Genomic DNA, 18259 nt, shown 5'->3' with positions numbered 1-18259 from the left:
GTGTTTTTTTTGGAGAAAATCGTACTTGTAGGTGCAGGCGGACACTGCAAGGTTATTATAGATATTATAAAAAGTGTTGGCAAATATGATGTTGTGGGTGTAACAGATAAAAACTATTTCAAAGGAAAATTTGTATTAGATATTCCTATAATAGGTGATGATAGTATTCTAGAAGAATTATATTATAAGGGGGTAAAAAATGCCTTTGTGTGTATTGGTGCACTTCAAAATATGGGGCTTAGAGATAAAATATTTAATAAATTAAAGGCTATAGGTTTTAATATACCGGTGCTTATACATAAGGATGCAATAGTTTCATCTTATGCGTGCATTTCTTTTGGGACTTGCGTAATGCCTGGAGCTATAATAAATTCAGGTGCTTGTATAGGAGAAAATTGTATAGTAAATACCGGTGCGGTAATCGAACATGATTGTAAGTTACAAAGGAATACCCATATTTCATCTAAGGCATGTATAGCTGGCGGGGTGAGTGTAGGACATGACACAAATATAGGCATGGGAAGTTCTATAATTCAATCATTACAGATAGGCAATAATGTAATTATAGGAGCAGGAACTGTGGTTATTGATAATATTGTAGATAATGCAGTTGCTGTAGGCGTTCCATCAAAAATTATAAAATATAAGAATGGGAGTAGATGAAATGAATTGGCAAGGTAAAAAAGTTTTAATTACGGGTTCGGAAGGATTCATAGGAAGTCATTTAACAGAAAGATTAGTGAAACTTGGAGCAGATGTTACAGCTCTAGTTCAATATAATTCATTTAATAACTGGGGATGGATTGATACTTTTGATAAGAATATTAAAGAAAATATTAAAGTTGTTACTGGAGACATAAGGGAATACGATGGAATAAAAAGAATTATAAAAGGACAAGAAGTGGTGCTTCATCTTGCAGCACTCATTGCAATTCCATATTCTTATTTGTCACCTATGGCATATGTAAAAACAAATGTGGAAGGTACTACTAATGTTCTTGAAGCTTGTAGAGAATATGGTGTAGAAAAGATCATACATACATCAACGTCTGAAACTTATGGCAGCGCACTTTATGTACCAATTGATGAAAAACATCCAATACAGGGTCAATCCCCATATTCGGCATCAAAAATAGGAGCAGATAAGATGGCAGAAAGTTACTATAAAAGCTTTGATATGCCTATTGCTATTATAAGGCCTTTTAATACTTATGGGCCAAGACAATCGGCAAGAGCTATAATTCCGACTATAATATCTCAGATACTCGCAGGGAAAACAGAGATCAAGCTCGGCAGTTTAACTCCGACTAGAGACTTTAATTTTGTCAAGGACACTGCTGAGGCGTTTATAAAAGTAGCAGAAAGTACAAAAACGATTGGTGAAGTTATAAATGCTGGCTCAAACTTTGAAATAACAATAGAGGATACCGTTAAAAAAATTATAAGAATTATAGGTAAAGATGTAAAAATTATTTGCGATGATGAAAGAATAAGGCCTAAAAATAGTGAAGTTAATAGATTATGGGCTGATAATACTAAAATAAAAGAATTAACTGGCTGGAAGCCTGCTTATAATATAGATAAAGGTCTTGAAGCAACAGTAGCATGGATAAAAAATAATATGCAGTATTTTAAAACAGACATATACAATGTTTAATAAAAAAGTATATAGAAAATGGAGGGTTTTATTATGATACCATTATGTGTACCAGAAATTAGAGGCAATGAATTAAAATATGTTAAAGATTGTATAGATACTAATTGGGTATCATCAGTAGGAAGTTATGTTAATTTATTTGAAGATAAATTCAGTGAATATGTGGGCAGTAAAAGTGCCGTAGTTACAATGAATGGTACAGCCGCACTTCAATTAGCATTATTAACCTTAGGGGTAGGTGAAGGTGATGAAGTTATAGTTCCATCTTTAACATTTATATCTCCAATCAATACTATAAAATATGTAGGAGCAATGCCTGTATTTGTAGATGTGTGTAGAGATACCTTTGTTATGGATGCGCAAAAGATAGAAGAAGTAATAACAGCTAAAACAAAAGCTATAATGCCAGTACATATTTATGGGCATCCTGTAGATATGAAAAGTGTAATGGAAATAGCACTAAAATATAATTTATATGTTGTAGAAGATGCGACAGAGGCACTAGGCTCTACTTTCAATGGCAAAAAGGCAGGCACTATAGGTGACATAGGTTGTTTTAGCTTTAATGGAAATAAAATTATAACTACGGGGTCAGGCGGAATGCTTGTAACTAACAATTTAATATATGGAGATAGGGCAAAATTTTTATCTACTCAAACAAAAGTAGTTACTGAAAACAAAGCTTTCTATCATCCAGAGGTAGGTTATAACTTTAGAATGCCAAATCTTTTAGCTGCATTTGGAGTGGCCCAACTTGAAAATATTAAAGATTATTTAAAAATCAAAAGGGAAAATGCAGTATATTATAATGAACTATTAGGTGAAGTTAAAGGAATTACGTTACCTATAGAAAAAGAAAATGTAGAAAACTGTTTCTGGCTATATTCAATCTTAATTGAAGATGAGTATGGTATAACAAGGGATGCGCTTGTACAAAAATTAAATGAAGAAAAAATAGAGGCACGACCATTTTTTATGCCTATACACGGTATGCCTCCATATAAAAATTGTAAGCATGGTGATTTAAGTGTTACAGCTGAGATTTATGCACGAGGAATAAATCTTCCAAGCTCTGTGGGACTTAAAAAACAGGACATTGAAAAAATCTGTGAAATAATAAAAAAAGCAAATAAATAACTCATAAACTGGTACTATATCAAGGACATTAATAAAAATAAGTACTAACAAACTAAGGTATGTCCGTTCTGAATCATAGTCCAAGGTATAAATATTATTCATTATAATACAACATTATCATAGATGAAATTAGGGATATAGTTTTTAAGTTGTTTATTTTATCTTTAATTTCAATCCTTTTAAAATTAATATACTTATTTCATCACATTTCTGATAGCTCGTTATATGTTCTTTTAATTTAACTTCCCAAAACTCTACTCAAATAAAAAAAATAATAATCTCCATTATCTTAATAATTATAATAATTATAATGATTACATTTGTATTTATTATAAATGAAAATAAAAAGTTCAATATAATTAAGTTTAATAATATAAAGGCACAAAATGAGTAAATTTACACATATTTGTATAATATGAAACATTTATGTGTATTTTTACATAAATAATAGTATAATGATATGAATGACCGAAAGGAAGTTAAACATGAAAGAGAAAAGTGATAATTTAAGAATAAATATTAGTTTTAAAAATAATAACGAAGATATGATTTTATATAGTCATCTTAAAAAAAAGCGGGATAAATCAAATTATATTAAAGACTTAATTGAAGCAGATATGATAAAAAATATAATAAAAGAAAAATAATAATATTAACTAGATTATTAACAAAATGAATATAAAACTATTATCGTTTAGGAAAAACAAGCGTTAAAATTAAGGGGGAATATATTATGACGGTATTATTAACAGTGTTACTTATAGGTGCAATATTATCATTGGATGTACTTATACTAATAACAATGAAATATATGATGTTAATGACTAATTGGATTAAAGATTTACATGATAACTCAGAAAAAGGGTATGAAACTACCTTACAGTTTCATACCTCAAAACCCGATGTGATTGAAATGAAATCCAAAGGTAAAGGGTCGAATGTAATATCTTTTGATTCCTATTTCAAGGTTAAGTAGCTATTAATATTAATTTGTAATATCCTTGTGTAAACCAAGTTAAGCAAGAACCTTCCCATAATATACATAATAGCTTTAAACAAGAGATTAATGCATGTAAGAAATTTTTAGTGTACAGTCATTTGCGGTTTGAAGTAAAAAGGAGATACAATAATGAAGTTTAATAAAATTCATCATGTAGCGGTTATTTGTTCTAACTATGAAAAATCTAAAGAATTTTATGTAAATGTTTTAGGACTGACAATTATTAGAGAAATATACAGAAAAGATAGAGAATCATATAAACTTGATTTAAGTGTCGGACAAAATTGCCAAATAGAATTATTTTCTTTCCCAAAATCATGTGAAAGACCTAGTTATCCGGAAGCAAGGGGACTTAGGCATATTGCTTTTGAGGTAGATAATATTGATGAGGCAATAAAAGAACTGGCGAATAAAAATGTAATTACTGAGAAAATTAGAATTGATGAATTTACGGCTAAAAAATTTACTTTTTTTAGTGACCCAGATGATTTGCCCATAGAATTATATGAGAAATAAAGGGTGAAAATATTTTTATTTAATTATGGTAACAAAAGGATATATTACGCTAATACATTAAGGTAATATATCCTTTTTATTGTAAAATTATCATATAAAAATTAATAATTTGGGATTGAAATTAGTTTGTTGTTAGAATAATTTTTTCACATCGTACAAGGAATTCTGAATTAGCCAAGCCTGAGGAAAGTATTTTCCAATTGTCCAGTAACTTATTCCACCTAAATTATATTCATTTGCAGTTCTAAGTTTTGCGTTCATACTTCTTGCATCTTCGAACCAAACCACATGTTTTTTACCATTAGAATCATAATAGTTAAAAAATGGAGCTTGGGAGGTGTAGTCATATTGAATATATGCATTTTCTCTTCTTGCAAGATCAACTGCTTCTACATTACCGAGTGCTGTAGCTGAAGTTCCTTTTACGTAAGGCAATGTCCAATCGTAACCATAATTAGGTATTCCCATGAAAATTTTTTTACTTGGAATTACAGTTACTGCATAGTCAAGAATTTTCCTTACTTCATTAATCGGAGACACTGCAAGCGGTGGACCAGCTGTATAGCCCCATTCATAAGTCATTAGTATAACGTGATTCGCTAATGCACCATGAACAGGGTAATCATGAGCTTCATAAAGTAATCCTTTTATGTTACCAGATGGTTTAGGAGCTAATGCCGTAGTAACAGGATAGCCTAAAGGTTTCAATTTACTTACGGTTTTACGCAGAAAATTGTTATAGTTTTCTTTATCCTCAGGATAAATGTATTCTAAATCGATATCTAAACCATAGTAATTTTTATTTTTTAATGTATTAATTATGTTATTAAGTAATGTGTTTTGTATATTTTCATTTGTGAGTATGGCATGAGCGAGTGAACTATCAAACCCACCGCCCTCTTTTAAGTTTGTCATTACCATCATGGGGGCTACTTTAGCATTCCTAGCAGCTTGGATTAGAGGAACATCATCTATGCCCTTTAAAGTTCCATTAGGTTGTACTTGATAACTAAATATACTAAGATACGTTAGGTTTGGAAGAGTTTTTTCGAGAACATCCATATTAGTGCCCGGAAGTGCATAGGCATTAACTTCAATAGAACCTAATTTTGGGCTTGATGATGGTATATTAAGAACTTCTCCAGGGTAAATTATTATAGAACTGTTTAGAGAAGGATTTGCGGCATATAATTGTGCGATGGTTACTCCATACATCTTAGCTATCATATAAAGTGATTGACCGGGAAAAATTTTGTGTTTTCGCGAGCCTTCGAGTATTACAAGAGTTTGTCCTATAACAAGTTGAGTTGGATTTGTAAGTTCATTGTCAGAGGCAATCTTATTATAAGATACCCCATATAATTTGGATATTTGATATAGGCTTTCGCCATTTTTTACAACATGTATAATCAAAAGAAATCACACCTTTTATATTAATATAATTTAATATATGCTACATAATACTAGGGAGTACATATTAAATTTATTTATTTATAACAAATTAAGTTATAATTAGAAAATATTATTAAAAAACTTGATTTATTTTCTTGAATAAACTAAAATTATTTTAGAATGTTTTAGTAGAATAAGATAAGTATGGACTCTTGTTTATAATTGTCATCTAAAACAAATGAATATAGAAGCAAAACAATCAATACTGTTTGCTTTAAGATATACAAGGAGGAATATTAATGAAAAAGATTTTATCTTTAGATTTGAGTAAAACAATTCCATATTTGGCTGAACACGAAATTTCTAATTTTCAACCAATGGTATCTGCTGCACATAAGATGCTTGCAGATAAAACAGGTGCAGGAAGTGACTTTTTAGGATGGATAGACCTTCCTATAAATTATGATAAATCTGAGTTTGCAAGAATTAAGAGGGCAGCAGAAAAAATAAAAAATAACTCTGAAGTCTTAATAGTAATTGGAATAGGCGGATCTTATTTAGGATCTAAAGCAGCCGTAGAAACATTATCTCATACTTTTCACAATAGTCTTTCTAGTGATAAAAGAAAATCTCCCGCAATATTCTTTGCTGGAAATAATATAAGTTCTACATACATGGCAGATTTAATAGATACAATTGAAGGTAAGGATTTTTCTATAAATGTTATATCAAAATCAGGAACAACTACTGAACCAGCCATTGCTTTTAGAATTTTTAAAGGATTATTAGAGAGAAAATATGGAAAAGAGGGAGCAAAAGAAAGAATCTTTGCTACCACTGATAAAGCAAGAGGAGCTCTAAAAAAAGCAGCAAATGCAGAGGGTTATGAAACTTTTGTTATACCCGATGATGTAGGGGGAAGATTCTCCGTATTAACAGCCGTAGGATTACTCCCAATAGCAGCAGCAGGTATTAGTATTGATGAGATGATGAATGGCGCAGCAGATGCAAGAGAAGCATACAGCAATGATGATATAAATAAAAATGATTGCTATAAATATGCTGCAGCTAGGAATGCATTATATAGAAAAGGTAAGGTTACAGAAATATTAGTTAATTATGAGCCAGCACTTCAATACTTTGGTGAGTGGTGGAAACAACTTTGTGGTGAAAGCGAAGGAAAAGACCAAAAGGGAATATTCCCAGCATCAGTTAATTTCTCTACTGATTTGCATTCTATGGGACAATATATTCAAGAAGGTTTAAGAAATATATTTGAAACAGTTATCAATGTTGAAAAGCCAAGAAGAGAAGTCATAGTAAATGAAGAAAGTGGAGATCTAGATGGATTGAACTTTTTAGCAGGTAAAACTATGGACTTTGTTAATAAAAAGGCTTTCCAAGGAACTGTACTTGCTCATAATGATGGGGACGTACCTAATATTATTTTAAATGTGCCATCATTAACTCCATACAATTTTGGATATATGGTTTATTTCTTTGAAAAAGCTTTAGCAATAAGTGGATATTTGTCAGGTGTTAATCCGTTTGATCAACCAGGAGTTGAAGCATACAAGAAAAATATGTTCGCTCTTCTTGGGAAATCAGGATATGAAGATATTAAAGCAGAACTTGAAAAAAGACTTTAAAAAATGAGAATTATTGTAGATGCAGATGGGTGCCCTGGTAAACATCTAATAGAAAAAGCAGCTAAGGAAAACTCTATAGAACTTATTATGTATTGTGATATCAATCATGTTTTAAATAGTGATTATGCTCAAATAAGATATGTTGATAGTGGCTTTCAAACTGTTGATATGAAAGTAGCAAATGAGGCCAAAACTAAGGACATAGTAATTACTCAAGATTTTGGTGTTGCTGCGATGGTTTTAGCTAAGGGTGCATATGCAATGGGACCTAAAGGCTATATATATGATGATAGCAATATTGATAAATTGTTATTTGAGAGGCATTTGTCTAGTAAGCTAAGACGGAGTGGAGGCAAAACCTCTGGTCCTAAAAAACGAACAAATGAAGATGATAATAAACTCTATAATAGTTTAATTAAATTAATATTAAAAGCAAAAACTATAACATCAACATGATGTCAATTAGAAGCTTTTAAAACATAAAAATGACTAGTAACTATTGTTACTAGTCATTTTTATAATAATTTTACTTATTAATAAGTTTATAATAACAAGATTAATACTATAAAAGGCTATAAAATAGTGGAAATTTTTTATAAAAATATAAAATCATGAAAAATTATGTCTATAAATAAAAGAAAAAAACTTTAACATATACTGTTACAAATAATGGAATTATAGTATAATATAATATTATAGAAGCTAATTTTTCAAATAATACTTTTTTAGTGTTTAGCTTATTTAGAAAGGTAGGCGATTTTATATGAATGAAATGAATATATTATTTAATTTAGAAAATACTGAGGGAAAATACAAAGAAATCGAAATAAGCGTTGAAAATAAAATAGAAGATAATTTAAATTATAAATTTCTTGTTGGTCTAGATGGATCGTGGACTACTTTAAAAAAAATAAGTGGAGCAAGTGAAGCTATATGGAAACCACAGATAGATGGTAAGTACTCAATAATGGTACAAGCTAAAAGAAAAGAAAGCAATAAACCCTTTGATTTTATGTCAAAAACTGACTATATCGTAGGCGAGGTTGAGGAAAAGCTAATAAATGATATTTACATAGATAAAACAGAGATAATGATAGGTGAAAAAATTACATTAACAGTTGATGCCCTAAAAAATCCTATTATGTATAGGTATTGGATATGTGAACATGAAAATTGGATACTTATAGAAGATTATACACCAGAAAATAAAGTGACTTGGACTACTCAGCACTCTGGAGAACAAGAATTTTTGGTGGAATGCAGAAATTTAGATTCTGAAAATACAGTTGATGACTTTATGAAATTACCATTTAATGTAGAAGACATACAATCTTTAGAGATTATAAGTTTTAGATGCTTAACTGACGATATATTAGAAGGAGTAGAATTAGTATTTGAAGTAGAGACAAGCTATGAGGACAATAGAATGGTTTTATACAAATTTATAAAAATTGACTCTCAAGGAAAGGCTATTTGTATACAAGATTATTCAACTAAAAAATTAGTTAGTTATGTTGAAAAAAACAAAGGTGATTATAAGCTATTGTGTATGGCTAAGGATATGTATTCGCTTCATGAATTCGATGATAGAGCACTAATTAATTACAGGGTTAATCCTTACGATGAAATAACTATACATAGCTTTATTAGTGACTTAAGTTCGCCACAGCTATGTGATACTTCAATTGTTTTAAAATGCATTGCGAGAGGTGGAAGAGAGTTATTATATAAATTTATAATTGATGGAGAATGTCCAGAGGATTCAGATTATACTAGGGAAAGCAACTATTTATGGACGCCCTCAAAGGCAGGAGAATATAAAGTGAAATTATGTGTAAAGGATGCATCCTTTCAAGGTGAGTATGAGAAGGTTAGTTCATTAGATTTTATAATTGATGATATAGGAAATGCAAACGTAGTGATTGAAGATATAATATTAGATACGAAAGAGACTGTGCTAATAGGTGAAACTGTAAATATTAAAGTTAAAGCAACAGGGGGTACTTCCTTAAGATATAGTTTCATTGTTTCTAAAGATGATAAAGAAAAAGAAAAGATTGAATTTGGAATACGTGACTTTGTAAATTTCACTCCTGAGGAAATAGGAAAATTTAAATTAGAAGTAAGAGTAAAGGATAAGTATTCTAAGAAAGAATATGATAGTCATAGAGTTATTTATATCCAGGCTTTAGAATGTATCCCTGCAAGAATAGACTATGTTTTGATGCCTAAGAAAGAATATACTATGGTTGGAGATACAGTTTCTCTTCAAATTATAGCTGAAAATACAAGAGACACTCTTATAAATTATATTTTGAAAATAGATGGTCATGCAGTGGAACAAACAAATTTTGTAGAACATAAGAATTATAAAATAAAACCTAAATGTAGCGGAAACTATCTAATAGAGTTATTAGCAAAAAATAAAATGAGTACAAACGAGTATGATTCTAAAAGAGAAATAAAAATACTGGTACATGAAGCGTTACCAATTACAGATACAAAGATTATGTGCAGTTCATCAGATTTTATGGTTAACGAAGCTATAACATTTGTCACTCAAAGTACAAGTGGTGGGAAGGAAGTCTTGTATGAGTTTTACCTTATGGAGGAAGGAGATTGGAGATTAGTACAAAAGTTTAGCATGAAAAATGATTACATTTTTATGCCATTTACTAAAGGAATTTACAGAATGCTAGTATTATCAAAAAGTTCGAATAAGAGTATTTCATATGAAGATTATGATATAATGGAGATTGAAGTTAAAGAAAAAATTTAAAACAGCTTGCAAAAGCTGTTTTTTTTATGAAAATAATATTTTATACACTGTGTATAAAGTTTTAGAAATATTTGAGGAGATGAATTCATATGGAAAGAATAGACAAAATATTGTCTAATTTAGGGCATGGAACAAGAAAAGAAGTAAAGGGATTATTAAAAAAAGGCCAAGTAGAGATAGACGGAGTAATAGCTTCAGATAGTGCTACGAAAGTTGATCCAGAGAAGGCTGTAATAAAGTTGAATGGAGAGAAAATTAATTATAGAAAATTCATATATTTAGTTATGAATAAACCAGCTGGCGTGGTTTCTGCAACAGTAGATAGAAATGATGAAACTGTAATTGATTTAATTGATCATGATTACCAAGCATTTAATCCATTTCCTATAGGTAGATTGGATAAGGACACTGTAGGAATATTGTTAATTACCAATGATGGGGAATTAAATCATAAATTAATAGCACCTAAAAATCATGTGAACAAGGTATATTATGCTGAAATCAATAAATTTGTAGATGCAGGAAATGTTGATACCTTCAAGAAAGGTGTTGTAATAGATGATGGGTATAAATGTATGCCGGCTAAATTAGAAGTAATAAAAGCAGATGAAAATGGATCTGAAGTGATGGTTACTATCCAAGAGGGCAAATTTCATCAAGTAAAAAGAATGTTTGAGAGTATAGGTAAGAACGTAGTATTTTTACAAAGAGTTAGTTTCGGACCTTTAAAATTAGATGAAAATTTACTTGAAGGACAATGCAGAGAATTGTCAAAGCAAGAGATTGATCTATTGAAAGATGTTTAATTTAAATAGTTATATCGCAAAATAGGTAATAATAAATAAAGTGTAAATAAACAATCGTTATTTTAAAAATTGTTTACAATCAAATGCGGGTAAACACTTGCAAATATTAATCAAATTTAATATAATTAAGATGTAAAGATAAATAAAGAGATAAATAGCCCCCTTTTTATTTATTATAAGGCAGCCCAACCCCAAGGGCTGTTTTATTTTGTATAAAAAAGTCGATTTCTGTAAAGAAATTTTTGTATATCATGTTTCGACAAAGATGCCTACATTGAATAGAACTACTCAATGTAGGCATCTTTTATTAGATAATAGGGAAGTATATAATTACATAGTATATACTAGATGTATCTTTTAGATTATAATAAAAGTGAGTAAATATAGAAACGCATGAATAGATTAACATAATAATGATAAAAAACTAAAGTAGAATTAAATATTTTTTACGGAAAAATAAAAAATATTAATATAAAATATGTAGGAGGAAACTTGATGAAGATAAAAGAAAATTTAATAAGCTTTATGACAGAGCAAACGTACAAACCTATGAATATAGGGGGACTCTATAAAGCGTTTGATATTAGAAAAAAAGATATGAAAGAATTTAAAACTTTATTAAATAAAATGGAAGTAGATGGCGATATAGTTAAATCCAAAACTGAGTATTATGGCATACCAGAGAATATGGGTTTTGTAGTTGGTAAATTTCAAGGTCATCAAAGAGGTTTTGGTTTTGTAATTGCAGAAATAGAAAGACCGGATGTATTTATACCTGCGGATAATGTGAATGGAGCAATGAATGGTGATAAAGTTCTTGCAAAAGTTTTAAAAGAAGAAGATAAAGGTAAAAAATGTGAAGGCGAGATAGCAAAAGTAACAGAAAGATTTAATAAAACAATAATAGGAACTTATGAGGACAGTAGTAACTTTGGATTTGTGGTAGCCGATGACAAAAGAATAGCTCAGGATATATTTATTCCTAAATCAGAAAGAAGTGGGGCTAAAACAGGTCAAATAGTAATAGCTGAAATAACTCAGTGGCCAGAACGAAAGAAAAACCCCGAAGGAAAAATCATTGAAATACTTGGTAATCAAGGTGATACTGGCATTGATATATTAACTATTATTAAGAAACATAAGTTGCCAGAGGAGTTTCCACCAAATGTTGAAGCATTTGCTGCAAATATAGATGAAAAAATTCCAGAAGAAGAGTACTCACGTAGAACAGATTTAAGAGACTTACGTATGGTAACCATAGATGGAGAGGATGCTAAAGATTTAGATGATGCTGTGTCTATTGAAGTATTGCCTAATGGCAACTATCGATTAGGAGTTCACATAGCGGATGTTTCTAACTTTGTTAAGGAGAAAAATACTTTAGACAAAGAAGCATTTAAAAGAGCAACTTCAGTATACTTAATTGATAGAGTTATACCAATGCTTCCAAAAAAATTATCTAATGGTGTTTGTAGTTTAAATCCTAAAGTGGAAAGATTGGCACTTAGTTGTATAATGGAAATTGATAAAAAGGGCAAATGTGTAGATCATGAGATAGTTGAAAGTATTATAAAAACTAACGAGAGAATGACTTATACCGATGTTACCAAGATTTTAAAGGATAAAGATGAAGAAACTATCAAAAAATATGATTATTTGTATGAAGATTTTAAATATATGGAAGAACTATGCAGCATTCTCAACAAAAAGAGAATGGCAAGAGGAGCTATAGATTTTGATTTTGATGAATGCAAAATTATATTAAATGAAGTTGGAAAGCCTGTAGATATTGTGCCTTATGAAAGAGGCATTGCAAATAGAGTTATTGAAGAATTTATGCTAGCAGCGAATGAAACTGTTGCTGAACATTTTTTCTGGCTAAACGTACCATTTGTGTATAGAATTCATGAAGATCCAGATGAAGAAAAATTAACACGCTTTAGCGAATTTGCACACAATTTAGGATATGCTGTAAAGTGGGGAAATGAAGTACACCCTAGAATGCTTCAGGATATATTAAAGAAAGTTAAAGGTAAAAAAGAAGAAATGGTGGTAAGTACTTTGTTGCTTCGTTCTATGATGAAAGCAAAATATTCTCCCGAATGTGTTGGGCATTTTGGTTTAGCAGCCAAGTATTATTGTCACTTTACTTCACCAATAAGAAGATACCCTGACTTAATGATTCATAGGATAATTAAAGAGGTTATAAATGGAGGATTAAGTGAAGCAAGAACGGAAAAATTAAAAAAAGAAGTAGAAATAGCATCAAAGCAATCATCCGATATGGAAAGAGTAGCTATGGAAGCTGAAAGAGATGTAGATGACTTAAAGAAAGCAGAGTACATGAGTGAGAGAATTGGTCAAGAATTCAATGGAATTATTTCTTCAGTAACTAATTTTGGATTGTTTGTGGAACTTCCTAATACTATAGAGGGATTAGTCCATATGACAAGCCTAGATGATGATTATTATGTTTTTGATGAAAGACATTTAACGCTTATTGGTGAGAGAACTAAGAAAATGTATAAATTAGGTGAAGAAGTAAAGATTGTAGTTAGCAAAGTTGATTTAGCTTCTCATGAAGTTTATTTTGATATACTTGATAGTGAAGAAGTAGAAGAAGGAAAAAAGGAAGATTACACAGTTAGCGAATTAGACGAACTTATAAAAGAAGATGGAGATCAGACAAAAGAGGAAGAAAGTGCTGCAAAATAATTTAAAATGGAAATGAGAAGGGGTGCAACTGCCTCTTCACTGCATTATAGCTAAAGAATTAAATGTAAAAATAATACATATATTCTTGAAAAAGAGGATGTAATATAGTATACTTGTATGTATTATATATACTGCATTAATACGAATTGTACAAAGTATAATAATAAAGTAGGTGAAATTATGACAAAGGCAAAGAAATCAGAAAATAAAACATTAGCGCAAAATAAAAAAGCGAGACATGATTATTTTGTAGAAGAAGCGATGGAAGCTGGAATAGCACTTGTTGGAACAGAAGTAAAGTCTATTAGAGCCGGAAAAGCAAATTTAAAAGATAGTTATGCCGATGTTATAAATGGTGAAGTATTTATAAAAAATATGCATATAAGTCATTATGAAAATGGAAACCAGTTTAATACTGATCCATTAAGAGTGAGAAAAGTATTGCTTCATAAGGAGCAAATAAGGAAATTAGTAGGATTTACTGCTCAAAAAGGGTATACTTTAGTTCCATTAGCACTCTATCTTAAAAACACCAAAGTAAAAGTTAATCTTGGTATTGTTAGAGGTAAAAGAGACTATGATAAAAGGGATGCATTAATAGAAAAAGATGCTAAGAGAGACATGGATAGACAGATGAAAGAAAGAATGAGATAACAAGTAATAAAGCGCAAAATATCATAATATTAGTACTTGAAAAAGCATATAATATGGTGTATCATTATGTTTATACTCAGTGATATAGTAATCAAATAAATGATGCTATATAATTGATTTGTAATATACTAAAAATTTAAATATATATTTCATAGTATATATGCATTATTGCTAAGCAAAAGATATCAATTAAATCTTTTGACAATATGGGGGCGTACTTGGTTTCGACGTGGGTACGTTGCATCGAGGAAGCGAGTCGGGGGAACCTATGGACCCGCGTAAACAACTATAGGAACAATTTAGACGCAAACGATAATTTAGCACTAGCAGCATAGTCTGCTACGTCTTACCTTAGATGACCGCGACTTAGGATAGGGCGCCGATAGCGGTGAACCGAGTCTGGGAAAGCTTTGACCCAGAAACGGAAAATATGAAGCTACTAAAACTTAAACCCGGTCAGTAGGGGTTAAGTAGAGGGAATGTTAAAGTATTGACTACACTCGTAGATGCCTAGGTGTTGCGACTTTCGGACAGGGGTTCGACACCCCTCGCCTCCACCAGTAAAACCCACAACTATTTAATTAGTTGTGGGTTTTCTTATGTCTTAATTTAAAACATAAACGTAGTAGGCTATAATATTTCATTGATTAATAAAATCGTGCACTAAATGTTACTTATATAAATCAGTTTTTTTAACGGACAGTGATATAGTTAGGTATGGTTCGCCTCCACTAGTAGAAGCCACGACAATCTAATTTAGATTGTCGTGGCTTCTTTTATTTAAGTAATAATGGTCTTTTAAATTAATTATAAATTGAATATGTTAGCATATACGTGGTATGTGAAAAAGGTATAACTGTAAATCTAACGATTCTATGATTTACCAATAGGCTTAGAGTCTTTTTGTTAGAATTGGAATTATCTATTAATAATCATTTTAAAAGCAAATCTGACTAGATATTTAGAGAAGTTGATAGTAAGGTCTAATTTTTCTCCCTAAATTCATCATACTTCGTCTTAATCGTCTTAAAATCTTCCCAAGCATCTCGCTTTTTAGATGGATCTCGTAAAAGTGCAGAAGGATGATAAGTTGCAATTAAACAATAGCCTTTTCTATAAAACCAAATGCCATGCTCCTTTGTAATTTTAAAATTTGGGTTTATAATGCTTTGGGCTGAAACTCGTCCTAGGCATACAATTATTTTTGGATGAATTAATTTAACTTGATTTCGAAGAAAGGGTAGACAAGATTTTTTTTCTATATCTAGTGGATTTCTATTTTGTGACGGTCTACATTTTATAATATTTGCTATGTAGATTTCTTCTCTAGAAATATCAACCGAAGTCAGAATTTTATCGAAAAGTTGACCGGATTTACCTACAAAAGGGATACCAGACAAATCTTCCTGTTCTCCTGGAGCTTCACCTATAAACATTAAGTTAGTATGAATATCTCCTTGCCCGAAAACCATATTCGTTTTGGTTTTATGTAAATCACATTTTGTACAATTATTACACATTTTTTCAAGTTCAGTCCAATCAACCATCCAATGCTCACTCCTAACTATTATAATACCTTATATTATAGCATATAATTAAAGTATTAAAAATAATATACAGTTTATAAAATAATAAAAGAATGTAAATAAAAATATCCTGAAATTATATTTTTAATGAAACCTGAAAAGTTCGAAACATTAGTGCGGGCATATACTAATTTAATTAAAAACATATTACTGGATATGTTAAATTCAATTAGTATAATGGATTAAAGTAATAAGCCGTCATTGAAAATAATCCAGGATGGATATCAGTTAGAAACTATGAAGGAAGAATGGAAAAGGCTTATAGAAGTTACTTTCTACAAAGTTTGCCACAGATAAAGTTATATCTTCTACAACCTGTATAATATCTATATTTTTTTATTCATATTTATAAACCCAGAATTTATTTTGGTAATGTCAATTAAGTTATTTATAGGTCTTATTAACCTATAGCTATTTTGTTTCGTCATACGATTATATTTATGTAATTTATTTTTTGTTTTTTGAACTTTTAGCATATAATGTACAATAGCAAAAAGCACATGTGGACTAATATGTTTTATGAGATATTCAACATATCCAGATTGTAGCCTATTAAAATTTCAAAAAATAATAAAAATAGCCACTCTCTTAAGGAGGATGGCTATTAACTATCACTTATTTTATTCGTAAGCTATCCATTTATGCTTTCAATAATTTATCAATTGTAGCCTGGTCAAAGCCTACAATAATCTTACCATTAATATCTATAACTGGTACACCTCTTTGCCCAGATTTTTTAACCATTTCCATAGCAGCTTTTCTGTTTTTTGATACATCAACATCTTCAAATGAAAAATTTTTAGATCTTAAATAATCCTTTGTAATAGTACACCATGGACATGCGGGCGTTGAATATACTTTTATTGACATAAAATCACCTCCTAGAAAATCAATTTTTAGACAAATATTTGATACCCCATATAGGTATAATGTATGCATTACATCCTAAAAATGCAACAATTATCTAAAAAATAATTATTATATTGACTTAATTAAATAATATATAAGATATTTTAGTAATTAATGAATATATTTTGTAATGGAAGGTGATTTTATGTATGATGTGATTATTATTGGGAAAGGTCCAGCAGGTATTTCAGCTTCACTTTATACCGCAAGAGCTAATTTGAAGACACTTGTAATTGCTAAAGCTGAAATAAATAATTGTGAATTCTTACTAAAAGAAAGAAAAACTCAAGGGGCAAACATTGGCGTAGATATGTTAGAAGAAGAGGTTATCTCTATTAAAAAGAGTGATTTTTTTGAAGTGATTACTGTAAATAATAAATTTATAGCTAAATCATTGCTCATAGCAACTGGTCAGACTAATAAAAAGTTGAAGGTTGATAGATTAAGTTATTTTGAAGGTAAAGGGGTAAGTTATTGTACTTCTTGCGATGGTTTTTTTTATGATGGTTTAAAGGTTGGCGTTCTTGGGTCTAAGGATTATGCAATTTATGAGGCCTTAGAACTTAAGGCCTATACAGAGAATATTACTATATTTACTAATGGGAGAGAACTTGAACTCACAGATAATTTCAAGAGACATGAGCAGAGCTTTAAAATAAACTATAAAGGTATAAAGAGACTAGAGGGCAATAATTTTCTTGAGAAAATCATTTTTAATGATGATAAAACTGAAGCCGTAGATGGAATTTTTATAGCCTATGAAAGTGCAGCAACTGTTGATTTTGCTAACAAATTAGGTTTAGTAACTAATGGAGAATTTATTTCTGTTGATGCATTCCAACAAACAAATGTTAAGGGAGTATTTGCTGCAGGAGGTTCTACTGGCGATTTTATGAAGATTAATAATGCTGTGGCGCAAGGTGCTAGGGCAGGGAAAAGTGTTATTGAATATGTAAGAAATATAAGTAAAAAATAAAGCTCCGATTTGGAGCTTTATTTTTTTATCTATTCTACGAATTTTAGAAAATTTTTAACAGTAGTTAAAAATTTATCTAGAACATCTTCACTATTATTATCTGTTGAATTAATAGAATTAATATACAGTTATTAGAATATATTTCTAATAACAAAATGTTAATCTTATTTGTAGTAGAACGAATTGCAGAAATTTGTGTTAGTAAATTTCCACATTGTTTTTCCGACTTTAGTAAGCGTCAAATATTACCCACATTCCCATGTTTTTAAATTTATGAGATAATAATCTCAATGCAAGGAGGTTATTATTATGGCAAGAACAAAAGTCAACTTCATGTGGCAACATCGAGTGGATGAGTATAAATCCAGTGGCCAAACTATGTCAATTTGGTGTAAAGATAATGATGTTAAGCCGGCAAGGCTTCGTGCCTGGATTCGCGAATTCAGTTCTGATAACTTAGCTACTAAAGAAACAGCCCAATGG

The 18259-nt window shown here is 30.2% G+C and carries 17 protein-coding genes, 1 other RNA gene and 1 pseudogene; 15 read left to right on the top strand and 4 right to left on the bottom strand.

Translation table 11 applies throughout. From position 1 onward, the window contains the following. The first annotated feature begins 9 nt into the window (after positions 1–9). The 6 genes from KPL38_RS10505 (at position 10) to gloA2 (ending at position 4310) form a co-directional block, all read left to right on the top strand. Positions 10–663 carry an acetyltransferase gene (locus KPL38_RS10505; protein ID WP_216289087.1) on the top strand — a complete coding sequence of 218 codons (654 nt, stop codon included), beginning with the start codon at positions 10–12 and terminating at the stop codon, positions 661–663. Between the two features lies 1 nt (position 664). Further along, positions 665–1657: an NAD-dependent 4,6-dehydratase LegB gene (locus KPL38_RS10500; RefSeq protein ID WP_216289086.1), complete on the top strand. Its 993-nt coding sequence runs from the start codon at positions 665–667 to the stop codon at positions 1655–1657. 33 nt (positions 1658–1690) lie between these two features. Further along, positions 1691–2794 carry a LegC family aminotransferase gene (locus tag KPL38_RS10495; RefSeq protein WP_216289085.1) on the top strand — a complete coding sequence of 368 codons (1104 nt, stop codon included), beginning with the start codon at positions 1691–1693 and terminating at the stop codon, positions 2792–2794. A 485-nt stretch (positions 2795–3279) separates the two neighbouring features. Further along, positions 3280–3441 carry a hypothetical protein gene (locus tag KPL38_RS10490; RefSeq protein ID WP_216289084.1) on the top strand — a complete coding sequence of 54 codons (162 nt, stop codon included), beginning with the start codon at positions 3280–3282 and terminating at the stop codon, positions 3439–3441. A gap of 86 nt (positions 3442–3527) precedes the next feature. Beyond that, positions 3528–3770, top strand: a complete 243-nt coding sequence (locus tag KPL38_RS10485) for a hypothetical protein (protein ID WP_216289083.1) — start codon at positions 3528–3530, stop codon at positions 3768–3770. A 153-nt stretch (positions 3771–3923) separates the two neighbouring features. Continuing rightward, entirely contained in the window at positions 3924–4310 is a 387-nt protein-coding gene (gene gloA2, locus KPL38_RS10480; RefSeq protein WP_216289082.1) for an SMU1112c/YaeR family gloxylase I-like metalloprotein, read from the top strand. 132 nt (positions 4311–4442) lie between these two features. On the opposite strand, the gene KPL38_RS10475 is transcribed toward gloA2, so the two are convergent. Next, positions 4443–5723, bottom strand: coding sequence for a glycosyl hydrolase family 18 protein (locus tag KPL38_RS10475; RefSeq protein ID WP_216289081.1), 1281 nt, complete (start codon positions 5721–5723; stop codon positions 4443–4445). A 278-nt stretch (positions 5724–6001) separates the two neighbouring features. Between KPL38_RS10475 and KPL38_RS10470 the strand changes: the two genes are divergently transcribed. The 7 genes from KPL38_RS10470 to ssrA all read left to right on the top strand — a co-directional run bounded on the left by KPL38_RS10470 (position 6002) and on the right by ssrA (position 14865). Then, a complete protein-coding gene (locus KPL38_RS10470; protein ID WP_216289080.1) occupies positions 6002–7351 on the top strand; it encodes a glucose-6-phosphate isomerase in 1350 nt (449 codons plus the stop codon). A gap of 3 nt (positions 7352–7354) precedes the next feature. Next, complete coding sequence (locus KPL38_RS10465) at positions 7355–7807, top strand: YaiI/YqxD family protein (RefSeq protein WP_216289079.1); 453 nt, start codon at positions 7355–7357, stop codon at positions 7805–7807. A gap of 307 nt (positions 7808–8114) precedes the next feature. Further along, on the top strand, positions 8115–10130 hold the full coding sequence (locus KPL38_RS10460; RefSeq protein ID WP_216289078.1) for a triple tyrosine motif-containing protein: 2016 nt from the start codon (positions 8115–8117) through the stop codon (positions 10128–10130). Positions 10131–10219: 89 nt separating this feature from the next. Further along, complete coding sequence (locus KPL38_RS10455) at positions 10220–10936, top strand: pseudouridine synthase (RefSeq protein ID WP_216289077.1); 717 nt, start codon at positions 10220–10222, stop codon at positions 10934–10936. Positions 10937–11431: 495 nt separating this feature from the next. Beyond that, positions 11432–13651 (top strand): ribonuclease R, encoded by a 2220-nt coding sequence (gene rnr, locus KPL38_RS10450; protein WP_216289076.1) that lies wholly within the window; start codon positions 11432–11434, stop codon positions 13649–13651. Between the two features lie 180 nt (positions 13652–13831). Next, a complete protein-coding gene (gene smpB, locus KPL38_RS10445; RefSeq protein ID WP_216289075.1) occupies positions 13832–14305 on the top strand; it encodes an SsrA-binding protein SmpB in 474 nt (157 codons plus the stop codon). A 208-nt stretch (positions 14306–14513) separates the two neighbouring features. Beyond that, positions 14514–14865: a transfer-messenger RNA gene (gene ssrA / locus KPL38_RS10440) on the top strand. Between the two features lie 423 nt (positions 14866–15288). On the opposite strand, the gene KPL38_RS10435 is transcribed toward ssrA, so the two are convergent. Together KPL38_RS10435 and KPL38_RS10430 are read right to left on the bottom strand one after the other, a co-directional pair. Further along, positions 15289–15852 (bottom strand): uracil-DNA glycosylase, encoded by a 564-nt coding sequence (locus tag KPL38_RS10435; RefSeq protein ID WP_216289074.1) that lies wholly within the window; start codon positions 15850–15852, stop codon positions 15289–15291. A 678-nt stretch (positions 15853–16530) separates the two neighbouring features. Then, on the bottom strand, positions 16531–16761 hold the full coding sequence (locus KPL38_RS10430) for a glutaredoxin family protein (protein WP_216289073.1): 231 nt from the start codon (positions 16759–16761) through the stop codon (positions 16531–16533). A 184-nt stretch (positions 16762–16945) separates the two neighbouring features. Here KPL38_RS10430 and KPL38_RS10425 point away from each other — a divergent pair, with 184 nt between their 5' ends. Further along, positions 16946–17776, top strand: coding sequence for an NAD(P)/FAD-dependent oxidoreductase (locus KPL38_RS10425; RefSeq protein ID WP_216289072.1), 831 nt, complete (start codon positions 16946–16948; stop codon positions 17774–17776). Between the two features lie 76 nt (positions 17777–17852). Here KPL38_RS10425 and KPL38_RS20335 read toward each other — a convergent pair. Next, positions 17853–17999: pseudogene (locus KPL38_RS20335) on the bottom strand (metal-sensing transcriptional repressor); the annotation flags it as partial. A gap of 86 nt (positions 18000–18085) precedes the next feature. On the opposite strand from KPL38_RS20335, the gene tnpA reads away from it, so the two are divergent. Then, positions 18086–18259 (top strand): IS66 family insertion sequence element accessory protein TnpA (tnpA, locus tag KPL38_RS20465; protein WP_216290652.1); only part of this gene is annotated, 174 nt, incomplete at its 3' end.

The organism is Clostridium psychrophilum (genome assembly GCF_018861705.1).
Lineage (GTDB): Bacteria > Bacillota > Clostridia > Clostridiales > Clostridiaceae > Clostridium_AD > Clostridium_AD psychrophilum.
Note: the sequence above shows the minus strand (reverse complement) of the source record. Positions and strands in the feature narration are given on the sequence as shown.

Coding starts and splice junctions, on each gene's coding strand:
- KPL38_RS10500 (WP_216289086.1), top strand. CDS start 665: ATGAATTGGCAAGGTAAAAAAGTTTTAATTACGGGTTCGGAAGGATTC.
- KPL38_RS10495 (WP_216289085.1), top strand. CDS start 1,691: ATGATACCATTATGTGTACCAGAAATTAGAGGCAATGAATTAAAATAT.
- KPL38_RS10490 (WP_216289084.1), top strand. CDS start 3,280: ATGAAAGAGAAAAGTGATAATTTAAGAATAAATATTAGTTTTAAAAAT.
- KPL38_RS10485 (WP_216289083.1), top strand. CDS start 3,528: ATGACGGTATTATTAACAGTGTTACTTATAGGTGCAATATTATCATTG.
- gloA2 (WP_216289082.1), top strand. CDS start 3,924: ATGAAGTTTAATAAAATTCATCATGTAGCGGTTATTTGTTCTAACTAT.
- KPL38_RS10470 (WP_216289080.1), top strand. CDS start 6,002: ATGAAAAAGATTTTATCTTTAGATTTGAGTAAAACAATTCCATATTTG.
- KPL38_RS10465 (WP_216289079.1), top strand. CDS start 7,355: ATGAGAATTATTGTAGATGCAGATGGGTGCCCTGGTAAACATCTAATA.
- KPL38_RS10460 (WP_216289078.1), top strand. CDS start 8,115: ATGAATGAAATGAATATATTATTTAATTTAGAAAATACTGAGGGAAAA.
- KPL38_RS10455 (WP_216289077.1), top strand. CDS start 10,220: ATGGAAAGAATAGACAAAATATTGTCTAATTTAGGGCATGGAACAAGA.
- rnr (WP_216289076.1), top strand. CDS start 11,432: ATGAAGATAAAAGAAAATTTAATAAGCTTTATGACAGAGCAAACGTAC.
- smpB (WP_216289075.1), top strand. CDS start 13,832: ATGACAAAGGCAAAGAAATCAGAAAATAAAACATTAGCGCAAAATAAA.
- KPL38_RS10435 (WP_216289074.1), bottom strand. CDS start 15,852: ATGGTTGATTGGACTGAACTTGAAAAAATGTGTAATAATTGTACAAAA.
- KPL38_RS10430 (WP_216289073.1), bottom strand. CDS start 16,761: ATGTCAATAAAAGTATATTCAACGCCCGCATGTCCATGGTGTACTATT.
- KPL38_RS10425 (WP_216289072.1), top strand. CDS start 16,946: ATGTATGATGTGATTATTATTGGGAAAGGTCCAGCAGGTATTTCAGCT.